The organism is Novosphingobium aerophilum, from assembly GCF_014230305.1.
Lineage (GTDB): Bacteria > Pseudomonadota > Alphaproteobacteria > Sphingomonadales > Sphingomonadaceae > Novosphingobium > Novosphingobium aerophilum.
Genome location: NZ_JACLAU010000009.1, coordinates 41486 through 56938 on the forward strand (window position 1 = coordinate 41486; position 15453 = coordinate 56938).

Consider the following 15453-nt stretch of genomic DNA (forward strand, 5'->3'; position numbering starts at 1 on the left):
CGAGCAGGGGGCGCCCGCGCGGCTCAGCCGAACACTGCGATCGCCTGCATGCCCGCCACCATCGGTTCGCCGGCGCTGTTCCACACCTGCATGTGCTGGCTGGCGCAGCCGTTGGCGGCGTAGTCCGCAGTCGAACGGAGCAGCCACCAGCCATCGCTGGTCCTCGGCGCGGCGGTGAGCAGATTGAACTGCCAGGTCATCGAGCTGACCGGGACGGTTGGCGCGATCAGCGGCATCACCGCCGGTGGCAGGGCATCGCCCAGTAGCACCAGCGCAAGCATGGGATCTGCCTCCGCACCCGCTTCGCCGGGCCAGGAGACCCCCTCGCGCGCCCGGGCCCACAGGCACAGCTCGGCGCGCGGGGCGGCCCCGCGCGGCAGGGCATGGCGCATTTCGAGGTGGTTACTGGCAAAGGCCGGGGCGAACCCGCCGGTCAGCGCGGGCACCGCCCGGTCCGGCGGGATCAGGTCCGCAGGCGGGGCCGTCAGGTCAAGCTGCAGGGTGCTGGCCACGGCCGCCATGAAGCAGAACGTCGCGGTGACCGTGGTCCCGGCCTCGCTCTCCACGCGGCTTTCAACCCAGGCCGCGTTGCGCCCGCGCCGCAGCAGGCGGGCGCGGACGCGCACCGTCCCCGCCGTGGGCCCGACGAACGAGACCACCCCGGTGCGCAGCGGCGGCAGGTCCGGCACGATCCGCCGCGCCGCCGCAAAGGCCAGCGCGGCCGAGAAGCCGCCATAGGCGGTGCGGCCCTGGAACCAGCTTTCCGGAACGGTGACGGCAAAGCCGTCGTCCTCGGGCCGGGCCGAGGCGAGGACCTCGGCGAAGCTCATTCCAGCTCCAGGATGATTGCGTCAACCGCCAGGCTTTCGCCTGCCCTGGCATTGACCTTCTTCACCGTGGCGGACTTCTCGGCGCGCAGGATGTTCTCCATCTTCATCGCCTCGACCACGGCCAGCGGCTGCCCCGCCTCGACCTTGTCGCCTTCCTGGACGTTGAGCGAGACCAGCAGCCCCGGCATCGGGCAGATCAGGAACTTGGAGAGGTCGGGCGGGATCTTTTCGATCATGTGCCCGGCCAGATGAGCGATCCGCGCCAGCAGGATCTCCACCTTGTGGATCGCGCCGCGGGTGGTCACCTTCAACCCGGTGCGGGTCGGCTCGATCTTCAGCGCGATGGCCTCGCCCTCGACCTCGGCGGCGACGATCCGGTCGCCCGGGGTGTACTCCATGGCCAGATCGATCGGCTGCCCGTCGACCGTGATCTCGTCGGCACTGACCTCGACCGCGAAGGTCGAACCGCCCAGCCGGATCGCCCATTCCGACGGCGGCGGCAGGTGGTGGGCCAACTGACCATCGACATTGCGCGCACGATCGGCGCGGGCCGTGGCGATGAACCCGGCGATCGCCGCGATCCGCGCCTTCAGCGCCTCGCTGGTGGCCGCCCCGGTGAAGCCTTCGGGATATTCCTCGGCGATGAACCCGGTGGTCAGCTCGCCCGAACGGAAGCGCGGGTGCTGCATGATCGCGCTCACGAAATCGATGTTGTGGCCCAGCCCCTCGATCTCGAAGGCGTCGAGCGCGGCGATCTGCTTGTCGGCCGCCTCGTCGCGCGTCGCGCCCCAGGTGACCAGCTTGGCGATCATCGGGTCGTAGAACATCGAAACCTCGCCGCCCTCGTAGACGCCATCGTCCACGCGCACGCCGTCCACGCCGCGACGCCCGTTCTCGGCGCCGTCATCGGTCCAGCCCGGCACCGGCGGGTTGTAGCGCACCAGCCGCCCGGTGCTGGGCAGGAAGCCGCGATAGGGGTCTTCGGCATAGACGCGGTTCTCGATTGCCCAGCCATCGATCTTGATGTCGTCCTGGGTGAAGGCCAGCTTCTCGCCGGCGGCAACGCGGATCATCTGCTCGACCAGGTCGATCCCGGTGATCGCCTCGGTGACGGGATGCTCCACCTGCAGGCGGGTGTTCATCTCGAGGAAGTAGAAGCTCTCCCCCGACGGGTCGGCGCCCGAGACAATCAGTTCCACCGTGCCGGCCGAATAGTAGCCCACCGCGCGCGCCAGGGCGACGCACTGTTCGCCCATGGCCTTGCGCATCTTGGGGGTGACGAAGGGCGACGGGGCCTCCTCGACCACCTTCTGATGGCGGCGCTGGATCGAGCATTCGCGCTCGTTCAGGTAGAGGATATTGCCGTGCTGATCGCCCAGGATCTGGATCTCGATGTGGCGCGGGTTGAGGATGAACTTCTCGATGAACACGCGGTCGTCGCCGAAGCTGTTGAGCCCCTCGCGCTTCACCGCCTCGAAGCCCTCGCGCACGTCCTGCTCGGTATAGGCCAGGCGCATGCCCTTGCCCCCGCCGCCGGCCGAGGCCTTCATCATCACCGGATAGCCGATCTCGGCCGAGATGCGCACCGCATGCTCGGTATCCTCGATCTCGCCGACGAAGCCCGGGACCACGTTGACCCCGGCCTCCTTGGCCAGCTTCTTGGACTCGATCTTGTCACCCATCGCCGCGATGGCGCCGACCGGCGGGCCGACGAAGGCGATCCCCTCGGCGGCGAGCGCCTCGGCGAAGGAGGTCCGCTCGGACAGGAAGCCATAGCCCGGGTGCACCGCCTCGGCGCCGGTCTGCTTGCAGGCGGCGATGATCTTGTCGGCGATCAGGTAGGACTGCGCCGCCGGGGCCGGACCGATGTGCACGGCCTCGTCCGCCATCTGCACGAAGGGCGCACGGGCATCGGCATCCGAATAGACCGCGACAGTCTGGATACCCATGCGGCGGGCGGTCTTGATGACGCGGCAGGCAATCTCGCCGCGGTTGGCGATGAGGATTTTCTTGAACATCAGTGCTTCTTCCTGCGCACAATGAGAAAAACAAACAGCGGCCAGATCATTAAGGCCAATCAGAATAACGGAGCGAAGAGCCAAGCTGCAGTCGTAGTGACATTCAGCATTGCAAAGCTGACCCACAAGACCGCGATCCATTGCCCGCCGGTCATCAGGCGATCCTCTCTGGATCGTCACCCTGAACTCGTTTCAGGGTCCAGCGCGCACCACGCACCGAAGCCGGCCGGGGAGACATGGATGCTGAAACGAGTTCAGCATGACGATCGATGCACGAGGTCATAACCTTCACGCCGCCTTCGGAGCCGGAGCCCCCCGCAGCAAGCCTTCGGTGCTGAGGTCCTCGTCGATCTCAGGCCAATGGATCCCGTAGCCCCCGGCGCATGGCTCCCACTTGGCCCGTGCATCGGCCGACGCATTCAGTAGGCGCGGATACCACGCCAGCGGCACGGCGATGGTCCGCCCGTCCATCAGGTCCACGATCAGCCGATGCTCGTCGCATCGCACATCCAGCACGCGCTCGTCGGTGACCCTAGCCGAAATGTTCATGCCACGCCTCCAGCAGCGTCGAGCGATGGTCCTCGACCATGGCAAGAATGCCACCGATCTCGTGCGCCCGGAAGCCGACGTTGCGCGCCACCGCGACCGGGTCCAGCCACGCTTTCAACGAAGCCGATCCGCGGTCGACGTGGATATGCGGTGGCTCGTTGGGTTCGTGACTGAAGAAATAGAACCGGAACGCGCCAATCCGCAGAACCGTAGGCATATCGCACCTCTCCGTCTGTGCGAATTCGTGTCACGCCGCCACCTCCACGCCCAGCCGCCGGGAAATGTACCCCGCCGCCGCCGCGGCATAGTGGGGAACGCCGCGGCGCTCGTCCTCGCCGGGCATGAAGCCGGTGAGCGACTTGGCCACGCGCGCCAGGTTCTCGTCCGACAGCGTGCCGAGCGGGGCGCGGTAGATGCCGATGCCGAAGACGATCGCCCCGCTGCGCGGCAGGCGGCGCAGGGTCTCGCGCTCGCAGCGGACGTAGAGCGTCTCGCCGGCGTTGTCGGCCGTCACATGGGCGAAACGCTCGACCATCGGGACGGTCGGCATGTAGCGGTGCGCGCTGCTGGCCAGCACGAACATGTTGGTGCGCCCGAACAGGTCGCGCGGGGCGAGCCCGTCCATGAAGCGGTCGACCGAGGTGGCGAGCCGCTCGGCATAGCCGTGAGTCGGCTGGTGGACGGCATGGACCGGCTTGCCCATCTTGTCGGCCACCTGCCAGTCGGTGGGATAGCCCACCGCCCCGGCGACCAGCACGAAGGACCCGCCCGGCTCGGCCTGGGTCAGCAGGCACCAGTCCTCGTGCGTGGCGCTGGCGATGGTGGCGAGATCGCCCGACACGCCGACCACTTCACCCAGCTCGGCGATTGCGTCCTCGCTTCCCGGCAGGACCTGCACCGCATCGGGATGGGCGGCGAACACCGCCGCGCGCGCCGCCACATCGGGGGCCGGATCGCGCCATTCGGCCTCGGTGATGCGCCCCAGCCCCATGCGCAACTGGCCGGAGACCCGCGCGGTGGGCAGCAATGCCTCGACGGAGAAGCCGAAGGCCACGGCTTACTCGGCCGCTTCCAGTTCGCTGCCCAGCGGCGGCATGTTGTGGCCCAGCAGGCGCAGCACGTCGGCGGCGCATTCGACCACGTTGGAGCCCGGGCCATAGATCCCCTGGACCCCGGCCTCGCGCAGGAAGTCATAGTCCTGCGGCGGGATCACGCCCCCGGCGATGACCTTGATGTCGGCCCGGCCGGCCTCGCGCAGGTGGCCGATCAGTTCGGGGATCAGCGTCTTGTGCCCGGCGGCGAGCGAGCTGGCGCCGACCGCGTCGACATCGTTCTCCAGCGCCAGCGCGGCGGCTTCGGCGGGGGTCTGGAACAGCGGGCCCGAGGTGACTTCGAAGCCCATGTCGCCGAAGGCCGAGGCGATGACATTGGCGCCGCGATCGTGCCCGTCCTGCCCCATCTTGGCGACCAGCAGGCGCGGCTTGCGGCCCAGCCGGCGGGTGACCGCCGCGACCCCGTCGAGGACCTGGCTGTAGCGGCTGTCGCCATCGTAAGCGGCGCCATAGACGCCCTTGACCGGGGTCGGGAAAGTGCCGTGGCGGCCGAACACGGCCTCCATCGCATCGGAGATCTCGCCCAGCGTGGCGCGATGCCGTGCAGCCTCGACCGCGAGGGCGAGCAGGTTGCCCCCGTCCCGCGCACCCTCGGTCAGCGCGGCCAGCGCGGCGCGGCACTTGGCCTCGTCGCGGGTTTCGCGCACGCGCTTGATCCGGGCGATCTGCCCTTCGCGCACGGCGTGGTTGTCTACCTCGAGCGTGTCGAGCTGGTCTTCCTCGGCCAGGCGGTACTTGTTGACGCCCACGATCACGTCCTCGCCCCGGTCGACCCGGGCCTGGCGCGCGGCGGCGGCTTCCTCGATCATCGCCTTGGGCCAGCCCGCAGCGACCGCCTTGGCCATGCCGCCCTCGGCCTCGACCCGCTCGATGATCGCCCAAGCCTGATCGACCAGCTGCTGGGTCAGGCTCTCGATGTAGTACGACCCGCCCAGCGGATCGACCACGTTGCACATGCCGGTCTCTTCCTGGATCACGATCTGGGTGTTGCGCGCGATCCGGGCGGAGAAGTCGGTGGGCAGCGCGATCGCCTCGTCGAGGGCATTGGTGTGGAGCGACTGGGTCCCACCCAGCATCGCCGCCATCGCCTCGATCGTGGTGCGGATCACGTTGTTGTAGGGGTCCTGCTCCTGCAGCGAGACACCCGAGGTCTGGCAGTGGGTCCGCAGCATCTTGCTGCGTTCGTCCTTGGCGCCCAGCTGGGTCATCACCCGGTGCCACAGCACGCGCGCGGCGCGCAGTTTGGCCACTTCCATGAAGAAGTTCATGCCGATGGCGAAGAAGAACGAGAGGCGCCCGGCGAACTTGTCGATGTCGAGGCCCGAGGCGACGCCGTACTTCACGTATTCCATGCCGTCGGCGATGGTGAAGGCCAGCTCCTGCACCTGGGTCGCCCCGGCTTCCTGCATGTGGTAGCCGGAGATGGAAATCGAGTTGAATTTCGGCATCTTGGCGCTGGTATAGGCGAAGATGTCCGAGATGATCCGCATGCTCGGCTCGGGCTGGTAAATGTAGGTGTTGCGGACCATGAACTCCTTGAGGATGTCGTTCTGGATGGTCCCGTCGAGCTGTTCGGTGGGAACGCCCTGCTCCTCGCCCGCGACGATGAAGAAGGCCAGGATCGGGATCACCGCGCCGTTCATCGTCATCGAAACCGACATCTGATCGAGCGGGATCCCGTCGAACAGGATCTTCATGTCCTCGACCGAGTCGATCGCCACGCCGGCCTTGCCGACATCGCCGACCACGCGGGGGTGATCCGAATCATAGCCCCTGTGCGTGGCAAGGTCGAAGGCCACCGACAGGCCCTTCTGCCCGGCGGCGAGGTTGCGGCGATAGAACGCGTTCGATTCCTCGGCGGTGGAAAAGCCCGCATACTGGCGGATCGTCCAGGGCCGGCCGGCATACATCGAGGCGCGCACGCCGCGGGTGAACGGGGCAAAACCCGGCAGGCCGGGATCGGCCGTCACGTCCGCGGCGGTGTAAAGCGGCTTGACCGCAATCCCCTCCGGCGTGTGCCAGGTGAGGTCCTTGCCTTTGACTTCCTTGGCCGCGGCGGCCTGCCAGTCTGCCAGTGTCTTGTCGGTCATCCCACGCTCTCACACATTACGTCATGCTGAACTCGTTTCAGCATCCATGTCGTCCCCATCGCCGTCGCGCCCCAAGGCACGATGGACCCTGAAACAAGTTCAGGGTGACGACCAACAGTGCGACTTCAGCACTAGGGCTGCCTGCCAGTCGGCCAGAGTCTTGTCGGTCATCCTACCATCTCGCACATCCGTCATGCTGAACCTGTTTCAGCATCCATGTTGCCCCACTCGTCGTCGCACCCGGAGGCGCGATGGACCCTGAAACAGGTTCAGGGTGACGACAGGAGAAGACCTCAGTGATGCCCGTCCCCGGGCGTCTCCATGATCTCGGTCAGCTGTCCGCCCATGTCCTTGGGGTGGACGAAGAAGATCAGCGTCCCGTGCGCGCCCATCCGCGGCTCGCCCAGCACGCGCTTGCCCAGCCCCTCGAACCAGGCCTTGGCGGCATGGATGTCGGGCACTTCGTAGCAGATGTGGTGCTGGCCCCCGAGCGGGTTCTTCTCCAGCCACTTGCCCACAGCGCTGTCCGCCACGGTCGGCTGGAGCAGCTCGATCTGGGTCCCGGCAGTCCCGTTCTCACCCGGCGTGTTGACGAAGCACACCCGCACCTGCTGGCTTTCCAGCACGAAGGGTTCGGTGATGTCGGTCGCCCCCATCACGTCGCGGTAGAACGCGATGCTGGCATCGAGATCCGGGGTGGCGACCCCGATGTGGTTGATGCGGCCCAGCTTCATCGTCACACCCGCTCGATCACCATGGCGATGCCCTGCCCGCCGCCGATGCACATGGTGATCAGGCCATAGCGCCCGCCGGTGCGGTGCAGTTCGTAGACCGCCTTGATCGTCAGGATCGCGCCGGTCGCGCCGATCGGGTGGCCCAGCGAGATGCCCGAGCCGTTGGGGTTGGTCCTGGCCGGATCGAAGCCCAGCTCCTTGGCGACGCCGCAGGCCTGGGCGGCGAAGGCCTCGTTGCTTTCGATCACGTCGATCTGGTCCAGCGTCAGCCCTGCCCGCTGCAGCGCCACCGGCACGGCCTTGACCGGGCCCAGCCCCATGACCTCCGGCGCGACCCCGGCATGGCCCCAAGCCAGCACCTTGGCCAGCGGCTTGAGGCCCTTGTCCGCGACGGCAGTGCCGCTGGCGAGGACCACCGCGGCGGCGCCGTCGTTGATCCCGCTGGCATTGCCCGCGGTGACCGTGCCGTCCTTCTTGAACACCGGCTTCAGGCCCGCCATCGATTCCACGCTGGCCTCGGCGCGGACATGCTCGTCGGTGTCGAACACGGTCACGCCCTTGCGGGTCTTGACCTCGACCGGGACGATCTGGTCCTTGAAATAGCCCGCGGCGATGGCGGCGGCGGCGCGGCGGTGGCTTTCGGCGGCGACCTGGTCCTGCTGCTCGCGGCTGATCCCGCAGCGCTCGGCCACGTTTTCGGCGGTCACGCCCATGTGGATCCCCGCGAAGGGATCGTGCAGCGCGCCCAGCATCATGTCCTCAAGCGTCAGGTCGCCCATCTTCTGGCCGTTGCGGGTACCCTGCATCACGCGCAGCGCGCCCGACATCACCTCGGCCCCGGCGCCGATCGCCAGCTTATGCTCGCCCAGCGCGATCGCCTGGCAGGCCGAGACGATCGCCTGCAGGCCCGATCCGCACAGGCGGTTGACGTTCATCGCCGGCGCCTCGATCGGGATGCCCGCGTTAACCGCAGCGACGCGGCTGACATAGGCGTCCTTGGGCTGGGTCGGGACCACGGTGCCGACCACCACGTTCTCGATGTCGGTCGGCGCCACCCCGGCGCGGGCGATCGCCTCCTTCATCACGATGGTGCCGAGCTCGGCCGGGCGGAACCCCGCCAGGCTGCCGCCGAAGGTGCCGATGGCGGTGCGGACGCCGCTGACGATGTAGATGTCTTCCATGGGATATCCTGCTTTCTGCGACCGCTGCGGGGGAGCGGCTAGTTAGAGCGGAATGTTGTCGTGCTTCTTCCACGGATTCTCGAGGGCCTTGGTGCGCAGCTTGCGCAGGCCCAGGGCGATCCGGCGACGGGTGGAATGGGGGTGGATCACCTCGTCGATGAAGCCCTTCGACGCCGCCACGAAGGGGTTGGCGAAGCGATCCTCGTATTCCTTGGTCTTCTCGGCAATGCCCTCGGGCGACAGGCCACGGAAGATGATCTCCACCGCGCCCTTGGCCCCCATCACCGCGATCTCGGCGGTCGGCCAAGCATAGTTCAGGTCGCCGCGCAGGTGCTTGGATGCCATCACGTCATAGGCCCCGCCATAGGCCTTTCGGGTGATCACGGTGATCTTGGGCACGGTCGCCTCGGCATAGGCGAACAGCAGCTTGGCGCCGTGCTTGATGATCCCGCCCAGTTCCTGCGCGGTGCCGGGGAGGAAGCCGGGCACGTCGACGAAGGTGACGATCGGGATGTTGAAGGCATCGCAGAACCGCACGAAGCGCGCGGCCTTCTTCGACGAGTTGATGTCGAGCACGCCGGCCAGGACCAGCGGCTGGTTGGCGACCACGCCCACGGTCTTGCCTTCCACCCGGCCGAAGCCGCACAGGATGTTGCCGGCATGGCCAGGCTGGATCTCGAAGAAGTCGCCCTCGTCCAGGACCTTCCGGATCACCTCGTGCATGTCATAGGGCTGCGTGGCCGAGGCCGGGACGATGGTGTCCAGGCTCGGCTCGCTGCGGTCCCACGGGTCGGCGCTGGGCCGTTCCGGCACCTCTTCCTTGTTCGACAGCGGCAGGAAATCGAAGAATTCGCGCGCGGTCAGCAGCGCCTCGATGTCGTTCTCCAGCGCGAGGTCGGCGACCGAGGTCTTGGTCGAGTGCGTCACCGCCCCGCCCAGCTCCTCCTGCGTCACGATCTCGTTGGTCACGGTCTTGACCACGTCGGGACCGGTCACGAACATGTACGAGCTGTCCTTCACCATGAAGATGAAGTCGGTCATCGCCGGGCTGTAGACCGCGCCGCCCGCGCAGGGGCCCATGATCAGCGAGAGCTGCGGCACCACGCCCGAGGCGAGCACATTGCGCTGGAAGATCTCGGCATAGCCGCCCAGCGAGGCGACGCCTTCCTGGATGCGCGCGCCGCCCGAATCGTTGAGCCCGATCACCGGGGCCCCCACCTTCATCGCGGTGTCCATGATTTTGCAGATCTTCATCGCATGGCGTTCGGACACGGCCCCGCCGAACACGGTGAAGTCCTGGCTGAAGACATAGACCAGCCGGCCATTGATCGTGCCCGACCCGGTGACCACGCCGTCCCCGGGGATCGTGTTCTCGGGCATGCCGAAGTCGACGCAGTTGTGCTCGACATACATGTCCACTTCCTCGAACGATCCCTCGTCGAGGAGGATTTCCAGCCGCTCGCGCGCGGTCAGCTTGCCCTTGGCATGCTGTGCGTCGATCCGCTTCTGCCCCCCGCCCAGCTTGGCGGCGGCGCGGCGCTTTTCCATTTCGGCGATATTGGCGGACATGCCGGGCTACCCTCTCCTGGTGCTGACCGAGTGCGTCGCAGTTTTCCGTTGCCGCTAAGCCACGGCCCGAAGGCCTCGTCAACAGAATTTAAGCGATCGATTAAAGGGGCTGGCGAGAATGGCTGGACCGGGCGGATTGCAGTTGTCCTCCAAAGCCACCGTCGCCCCTGCGGAGGCAGGGGCCCATCCCCACCTGTCCGCCAGCGACAGGGTCGGTTCGTCGGGCCAGGCTGGGTTGGGCCCCTGCCTCCGCAGGGGCGACAGCGGTGGAGCCGGGAACATGATGTCGGTGCCGGGGGAGTTGCCGTTGGGCGGGACCTGAGGATAGCCAAACCACGAACACAGTCCGATATCCCCAAAGCCCGCTCAGGCTGAGCCTGTCGAAGCCCACTCGCGACGGTTGAGCCGGGCGTCTGCAGCGGGTCCGTCTGGAGGCATGGTCTCAGGAGCACGGGGCCAATGACGGCGCGTGGCCTTCGACAGGCTCAGGCTGAGCGGGTCTAGTTTGGTTTGATCTTTTTCTTCTTTTGCCTGCACCCGGGCGCAAGCCGCCATGCGCAGCGGTGCACGCCCCAACGCCGCCGCCCTCAACGCATCAGCACCAGCTCTTCCGCCATGCTGGGATGAAGCGCCACGGTGGCGTCGAAATCGGCCTTGGTCAGCCCCGCCTTCACCGCGATCGCCGCGGCCTGGAGAATTTCCGGCGCCTCGGGACCGATCAGGTGGACGCCCAGCACGCGATCGGTGTTGGCGTCGACCACCAGCTTGTACAGCCCGCGCTCCATCCGCCCGGCGAAGACGTTCTTCATCGGGCGGAAGTCCGAGGTGTAGACCTTGACGTTGCCATAGGCATTGCGCGCCTGCCCCTCGGTCAGGCCCACCCCGGCGAGCGGCGGCTGCGAGAACACGGCGCTGGGGATGCAGGTGTAATCGACCGTGCGCGGGTTGTTGCCGAACACCGTATCGGCAAAGGCATGGCCCTCGCGGATCGCGACCGGGGTCAGTTGCACCCGGTCGGTCACGTCGCCCACGGCATAGATGCTGGGGCACGCGGTCCGGTTATAGGCATCGACCGGAATCTCACCCTTGGCGCCCAGCGTGATCCCGGCGTTCTCCAGCCCCAGCCCCTCGGTCTTGGGCTTGCGGCCTGTGGCGATCAGGACCGCATCGGCTTCGATCGGATCGGCCTTGCCGATGGACACCTTCAGGCTGCCATTCGCTTGCTTTTCAACGGACTGGATCGGGCAGTTGAAGCGATAGACGATCCCGCGCGCCATGGTGATCTGCAGCAAGCGATCCCGCAGCGATTCGTCATAGCCGCGCAGGATCTGGTCGCTGCGGTTGACCACGGTCACCTCGCAGCCCAGCGCGTTGAAGATCCCGGCGAATTCCAGCGCGATATAGCCCGCGCCCTGGATCACGATGCGTCGCGGCAGCTCGGGCAGGTGGAACACCTCGTTCGAGGTTATGCAATGCTCCATCCCCGGAAACTCGGGCTTGACCGGCCAGGCGCCAACCGCGACGAGAATGACCTTCGCGGTGATCTCGCGCCCTCCCGCCAGCCGCACCGAATTCGGCCCGGTGATCGTCGCGCGCTCGAGGAAATGCTCGACCCGGTTGCTCTCCAGCGTCTGGGTATAGGCCGCGTTGAGCCGGTCAACATCGCGCAGCACCGTGTCGCGCAGCGTGTTCCAGTCGAACCGCATCCCCTCGACAGTCCAGCCGTAGTGCGCGGCGTCCTGCAGTTCCTCGGCGAAGTGCGAACCATAGACCAGCAGCTTCTTGGGTACACAGCCGCGGATGACACAGGTCCCGCCGACGCGGTACTCCTCGGCGATGGCGACCTTCGCGCCATGCCCGGAGGCGATCCGGCTGGCCCGTACCCCGCCCGATCCGGCGCCGATGACGAAGAGGTCGTAATCGTAGGTGTCGGTCATCGGCTCGGTGCTCCAGGTGGGTGCCGGGATATGGCGGGGCTTGGCGCGGATTGCCAGAGCGGAGTCCGCCGCGTCGGGCTGCGCGGCATAGGGTTTGACTTGCCGCCGCTTTCGAGACAACCGACGGCGATCAACGGGAAATGGTGGTGGCCGTGTTTGAGATTGAAGGATGGCGGCCCGGCATCGGCGACCCCACGATCTGGGGCTGGCTGACGGTCGCCAACTATGCGCTGGCCGTGGTCATGGCGGTGAAGGCGGCCCGCGCCGATTGGCGCAATTCGCAGTTCTGGGCCTTCCTCGCCATGGTCATGCTGGCGCTGGGCATCAACAAGCAGCTCGACCTGCAATCGCTGCTGACCGCCGTGTTCCGCAGCAACGCGATCCGGCACGGCTGGTACGATCACCGCCGCGAAATGCAGAAGATGTTCATCGAAGGGACGATCCTGTTGGCGGCCGCCGCCATGGTCGTCGTCGCCTTCACCTTCCGCAAGGCAGGGCGATGGGTGCTTGGCGCCCTGTTCGGTCTGGCGCTGCTGTGCGCGTTCGTCGCGGCCCGGGCGGCTTCGTTCCATCACATGGGCGAGGTGCTCAACCTCCGCTTCCTGGCCCTGCGGATGAACCACATCCTCGAGAACACCGGGATCGCGATCATCGCGGGGAGCGCTGCGATGGCGCGGCGGCAGGCCCGCGGAAGCGCGCGCCGGAGGCCGCGACGCTGAGCGGGTCTGCGCCGCCGCGCAGCCGACGCGCCGACCGTTAGGCGATCCCGGCCAGCTTCAGCAGCGCCTCGGTGCTGGGATCGAAGGTCGTCCCGCCCGCCTCGATCTGGTTGGCGATCTGCTTGCCCAGCTCGACGCCGAACTGGTCGAACGGGTTGATCCCCAGCAGCACCGCATTGGCGAAGGTCCGGTGTTCGTGGAAGGCGATCAGCGCGCCCAGGGTGGCGGCATTGATGTCATCAACCAGGATCGTGGTCGAGGGCCGGTCGCCCGAGTAGGTGCGCGCCGGATCGTCGCTGGCCTTGCCCGCCATCAGCGCCGCGCCCTGGGCGAAGCAGTTGGACAGGAGGATGCGGTGATGAGCCGGGTCGAGGCCATGTCCCGGCTGGATCGAGGCGATGAAGTCGACCGGGATCAGCACCGTGCCCTGATGGAGGAGCTGGAACACCGCGTGCTGGGCATCGGTCCCCACCCCGCCCCAGGTCACCGGGGCGGTGGGCCCGTCGACCGGGGTGCCATCGGCCTTCACCGCCTTGCCGTTCGATTCCATCTCAAGCTGCTGGAGATAGTCGGGAAACAGCGCCAGGCGTTCGTCATAGGCAAAGACCGCGCGGGTCTGGCAGCCGCCGAGCCGGGTGTAGTACTGGTCGGCGAAGGCCGCGCGCAGCGGCAGGTTGGCCGCGCCCTCGGTCTCGGCGAAGTGGCGGTCGATCGCCGCGGCGCCATCGAGGAAGGCGGCGAATTCGTCCCAGCCCAGCGCGAGGGCGATCGGGAAGCCGATCGACGACCACAGCGAGTACCGCCCGCCGACGCTCTCCTGGAAGGGCAGAACGCGGGTCTCGTCGACGCCCCACTCGACCGCCTTCTCGGGCGCGGCGGTGAGCGCCACCACCCGGCCATAGGGGTCCTCGACCCCGTTGTCGCCCAGCCAGGCGAGGGCCGAGGCGGCGTTGGTCATGGTTTCGATGGTGGTGAAGGTCTTGGAGGCGACCGCGATCAGCGTGGTGGCCGGGTCGCAGGCGGCGAAGGCCTGTTCCAGTGCGCAGCCATCGATGTTGGAGACGACATGAACCGCCACATCGGCACCATCGCGGGTCAGCGCGTCGATCGCCAGCGCCGGGCCCAGCGCCGATCCGCCGATGCCGATGTGGATCAGGTGGCGCACCTCGCCCAGGGCGCCCTCGCGGATCGCCTCGACCAGGCCGCGCATGCGCTGGTGCAGCGCGCTGGCCTCTTCCACCGAGGTGTCCCGGCCGATCCCGCGCTGGGCGGTATGCTCGGCAGCCCGCCCCTCGGTGACGTTGACCTTCTCACCCGCCAGCAGCGCGGCCCGGCGCTCGGCGAAGCCGGCTGCCTGGGCGAGCCGCTCGAAACCGGCGATCAGGTTCTCATCCAGATGGGTCTTCGACCAGTCGAACCGGATCGGGCCGCCCGGCAGGTCCAGCGTGGTGGCCAGCCGTTCGACCCGCCGTGGATCGGCAAACAGGTCCGCCAGGGTGCGGCACGGCGAATCCGCCAGCGCCTGCCATGCCGTGTCCACCGCCTCGTTCATCGTTCGATCCTTCGCGTCTTGCCGTTCACCGGCGCCGGCCGCTCCCGGTCGAATCCGACAGCGCCACACACCTGCGTGTCGCTGGCCGAACTTGGCGCAAGCCGCAAGTATCCGCGGATCGCGACAATCGTATTCGCCGGACCGCCGCGGCAGAACCTCGTCCGGCCGCCCCTTTCCTCCGCCGTTTGCGTCGACTATGGCCAGGATCAGCCGGGGCGCTTCGCTGCTCGATCGATGGACCACAGGATGACCGATACCAGCCCCGCTTCCGCCGACGCGCCATCGAACGAGCCTGATACGACCGGCACCGGCGCCAGCGCGGACAGTGCCAAGGTGGGCAGTGCCATCACGGACAGCGCCACCGCGGACAGTGCGGCCAAGGAACCGAAGGAGGAAAGCTTCTTCGTATTCCTGCTCAAGCTGGTGCTGATCGTCGGCGCCTTCCGCAGCTTTGCCTTCGCGCCGTTCAATATCCCGAGCGAATCCATGCTGCCGGGTCTGCAGAACGGCGACTATCTGCTGGCCGCCAAGTGGCCTTACGGCTTTTCGCGCTATTCGCTGCCCTTCTCGGTGCCGCTGATCCCCAGCCGGGTGCTCGCCCACCAGCCGCAGCGCGGCGACGTGGTGATCTTCAAGGCGCCTCCGGTGAACGACACCGACTATATCAAGCGGGTGATCGGACTGCCCGGCGATCAGGTGCAGATGATTGGCGGGGTACTCCATCTCAACGGCCAGGCCGTGCCCAAGGTGCGGATCGCCGATTCCGTGCTGAAGGTTTCGCCCAACACGCGGTGCTATGCACCCGCCTTCGAAGCCACCGGACGCGACGGCAGCTATGAGTGCCACTACCCCCGCTTCCGCGAAACCCTGCCCGGCGGCCGCAGCTACAACGTGCTCGACCTGGGCTCGACCCCGCAGGACGATACCCCGCCGGTGGTCGTGCCAGAAGGCATGCTGTTCCTGATGGGCGACAACCGCGACAACTCGATGGACAGCCGGTTCCCGGCCATGGAGGGCGCGGGGATCGGGCTGGTTCCGCAGGACAACCTGGTGGGCCGCGCCACGATCATGATGTTCTCGACCGACGGTTCCGCGAGCTGGATCAAGCCCTGGACCTGGTTCACCGCCACCCGCTGGAGCCGGATCGGTGCCACGCTCTGAA

At 67.4% G+C, this 15453-nt stretch carries 13 protein-coding genes; 2 read left to right on the forward strand and 11 right to left on the reverse strand.

What is annotated here, in order from left to right:
• Positions 1-23: 23 nt before the first annotated feature.
• The 10 genes from H7F49_RS08315 to gor all read right to left on the reverse strand — a co-directional run bounded on the left by H7F49_RS08315 (position 24) and on the right by gor (position 12020).
• Positions 24-830 (reverse strand): acyl-CoA thioesterase, encoded by an 807-nt coding sequence (locus H7F49_RS08315; RefSeq protein ID WP_185683122.1) that lies wholly within the window; start codon positions 828-830, stop codon positions 24-26.
• Complete coding sequence (locus H7F49_RS08320; protein ID WP_185683123.1) at positions 827-2848, reverse strand: acetyl-CoA carboxylase biotin carboxylase subunit; 2022 nt, start codon at positions 2846-2848, stop codon at positions 827-829. Before H7F49_RS08320 ends, H7F49_RS08315 begins: the two co-directional genes overlap by 4 nt.
• Before the next feature lie 288 nt (positions 2849-3136).
• Positions 3137-3397, reverse strand: a complete 261-nt coding sequence (locus H7F49_RS08325; protein ID WP_185683124.1) for a DUF2442 domain-containing protein — start codon at positions 3395-3397, stop codon at positions 3137-3139.
• The gene (locus H7F49_RS08330) at positions 3381-3614 is read right to left on the reverse strand and encodes a DUF4160 domain-containing protein (RefSeq protein WP_185683125.1); all 234 of its coding nucleotides are present in this window, start codon (positions 3612-3614) and stop codon (positions 3381-3383) included. The genes H7F49_RS08325 and H7F49_RS08330 overlap by 17 nt, the downstream gene beginning before the upstream one ends.
• Positions 3615-3644: 30 nt before the next feature.
• Positions 3645-4451, reverse strand: coding sequence for a heme-dependent oxidative N-demethylase subunit alpha family protein (locus H7F49_RS08335; RefSeq protein WP_185683126.1), 807 nt, complete (start codon positions 4449-4451; stop codon positions 3645-3647).
• A gap of 3 nt (positions 4452-4454) precedes the next feature.
• A complete protein-coding gene (gene scpA / locus H7F49_RS08340; protein ID WP_185683127.1) occupies positions 4455-6599 on the reverse strand; it encodes a methylmalonyl-CoA mutase in 2145 nt (714 codons plus the stop codon).
• Positions 6600-6892: 293 nt separating this feature from the next.
• On the reverse strand, positions 6893-7333 hold the full coding sequence (gene mce / locus H7F49_RS08345) for a methylmalonyl-CoA epimerase (RefSeq protein ID WP_185683128.1): 441 nt from the start codon (positions 7331-7333) through the stop codon (positions 6893-6895).
• A gap of 2 nt (positions 7334-7335) precedes the next feature.
• Entirely contained in the window at positions 7336-8514 is a 1179-nt protein-coding gene (locus tag H7F49_RS08350; RefSeq protein ID WP_185683129.1) for an acetyl-CoA C-acyltransferase family protein, read from the reverse strand.
• 42 nt (positions 8515-8556) lie between these two features.
• Entirely contained in the window at positions 8557-10083 is a 1527-nt protein-coding gene (locus tag H7F49_RS08355) for an acyl-CoA carboxylase subunit beta (protein WP_185683130.1), read from the reverse strand.
• Between the two features lie 587 nt (positions 10084-10670).
• A complete protein-coding gene (gor, locus tag H7F49_RS08360) occupies positions 10671-12020 on the reverse strand; it encodes a glutathione-disulfide reductase (protein WP_185683131.1) in 1350 nt (449 codons plus the stop codon).
• A gap of 152 nt (positions 12021-12172) precedes the next feature.
• Between gor and H7F49_RS08365 the strand changes: the two genes are divergently transcribed.
• The gene (locus H7F49_RS08365) at positions 12173-12739 is read left to right on the forward strand and encodes a hypothetical protein (protein ID WP_185683132.1); all 567 of its coding nucleotides are present in this window, start codon (positions 12173-12175) and stop codon (positions 12737-12739) included.
• A gap of 37 nt (positions 12740-12776) precedes the next feature.
• Here H7F49_RS08365 and pgi read toward each other — a convergent pair whose 3' ends face one another.
• Positions 12777-14291 carry a glucose-6-phosphate isomerase gene (gene pgi, locus H7F49_RS08370; protein WP_185683133.1) on the reverse strand — a complete coding sequence of 505 codons (1515 nt, stop codon included), beginning with the start codon at positions 14289-14291 and terminating at the stop codon, positions 12777-12779.
• Positions 14292-14537: 246 nt separating this feature from the next.
• Between pgi and lepB the strand changes: the two genes are divergently transcribed.
• Positions 14538-15452, forward strand: coding sequence for a signal peptidase I (gene lepB / locus H7F49_RS08375; protein WP_185683134.1), 915 nt, complete (start codon positions 14538-14540; stop codon positions 15450-15452).
• The last annotated feature ends 1 nt before the right edge of the window (position 15453 follow it).

Bases quoted from the DNA above. Each gene is read 5' to 3' on its own strand.
- H7F49_RS08355 (WP_185683130.1), bottom strand. From the start codon at position 10,083: ATGTCCGCCAATATCGCCGAAATGGAAAAGCGCCGCGCCGCCGCCAAG.
- H7F49_RS08325 (WP_185683124.1), bottom strand. From the start codon at position 3,397: ATGAACATTTCGGCTAGGGTCACCGACGAGCGCGTGCTGGATGTGCGA.
- pgi (WP_185683133.1), bottom strand. From the start codon at position 14,291: ATGAACGAGGCGGTGGACACGGCATGGCAGGCGCTGGCGGATTCGCCG.
- H7F49_RS08350 (WP_185683129.1), bottom strand. From the start codon at position 8,514: ATGGAAGACATCTACATCGTCAGCGGCGTCCGCACCGCCATCGGCACC.
- scpA (WP_185683127.1), bottom strand. From the start codon at position 6,599: ATGACCGACAAGACACTGGCAGACTGGCAGGCCGCCGCGGCCAAGGAA.
- H7F49_RS08320 (WP_185683123.1), bottom strand. From the start codon at position 2,848: ATGTTCAAGAAAATCCTCATCGCCAACCGCGGCGAGATTGCCTGCCGC.
- mce (WP_185683128.1), bottom strand. From the start codon at position 7,333: ATGAAGCTGGGCCGCATCAACCACATCGGGGTCGCCACCCCGGATCTC.
- lepB (WP_185683134.1), top strand. From the start codon at position 14,538: ATGACCGATACCAGCCCCGCTTCCGCCGACGCGCCATCGAACGAGCCT.
- H7F49_RS08330 (WP_185683125.1), bottom strand. From the start codon at position 3,614: ATGCCTACGGTTCTGCGGATTGGCGCGTTCCGGTTCTATTTCTTCAGT.
- gor (WP_185683131.1), bottom strand. From the start codon at position 12,020: ATGACCGACACCTACGATTACGACCTCTTCGTCATCGGCGCCGGATCG.
- H7F49_RS08315 (WP_185683122.1), bottom strand. From the start codon at position 830: ATGAGCTTCGCCGAGGTCCTCGCCTCGGCCCGGCCCGAGGACGACGGC.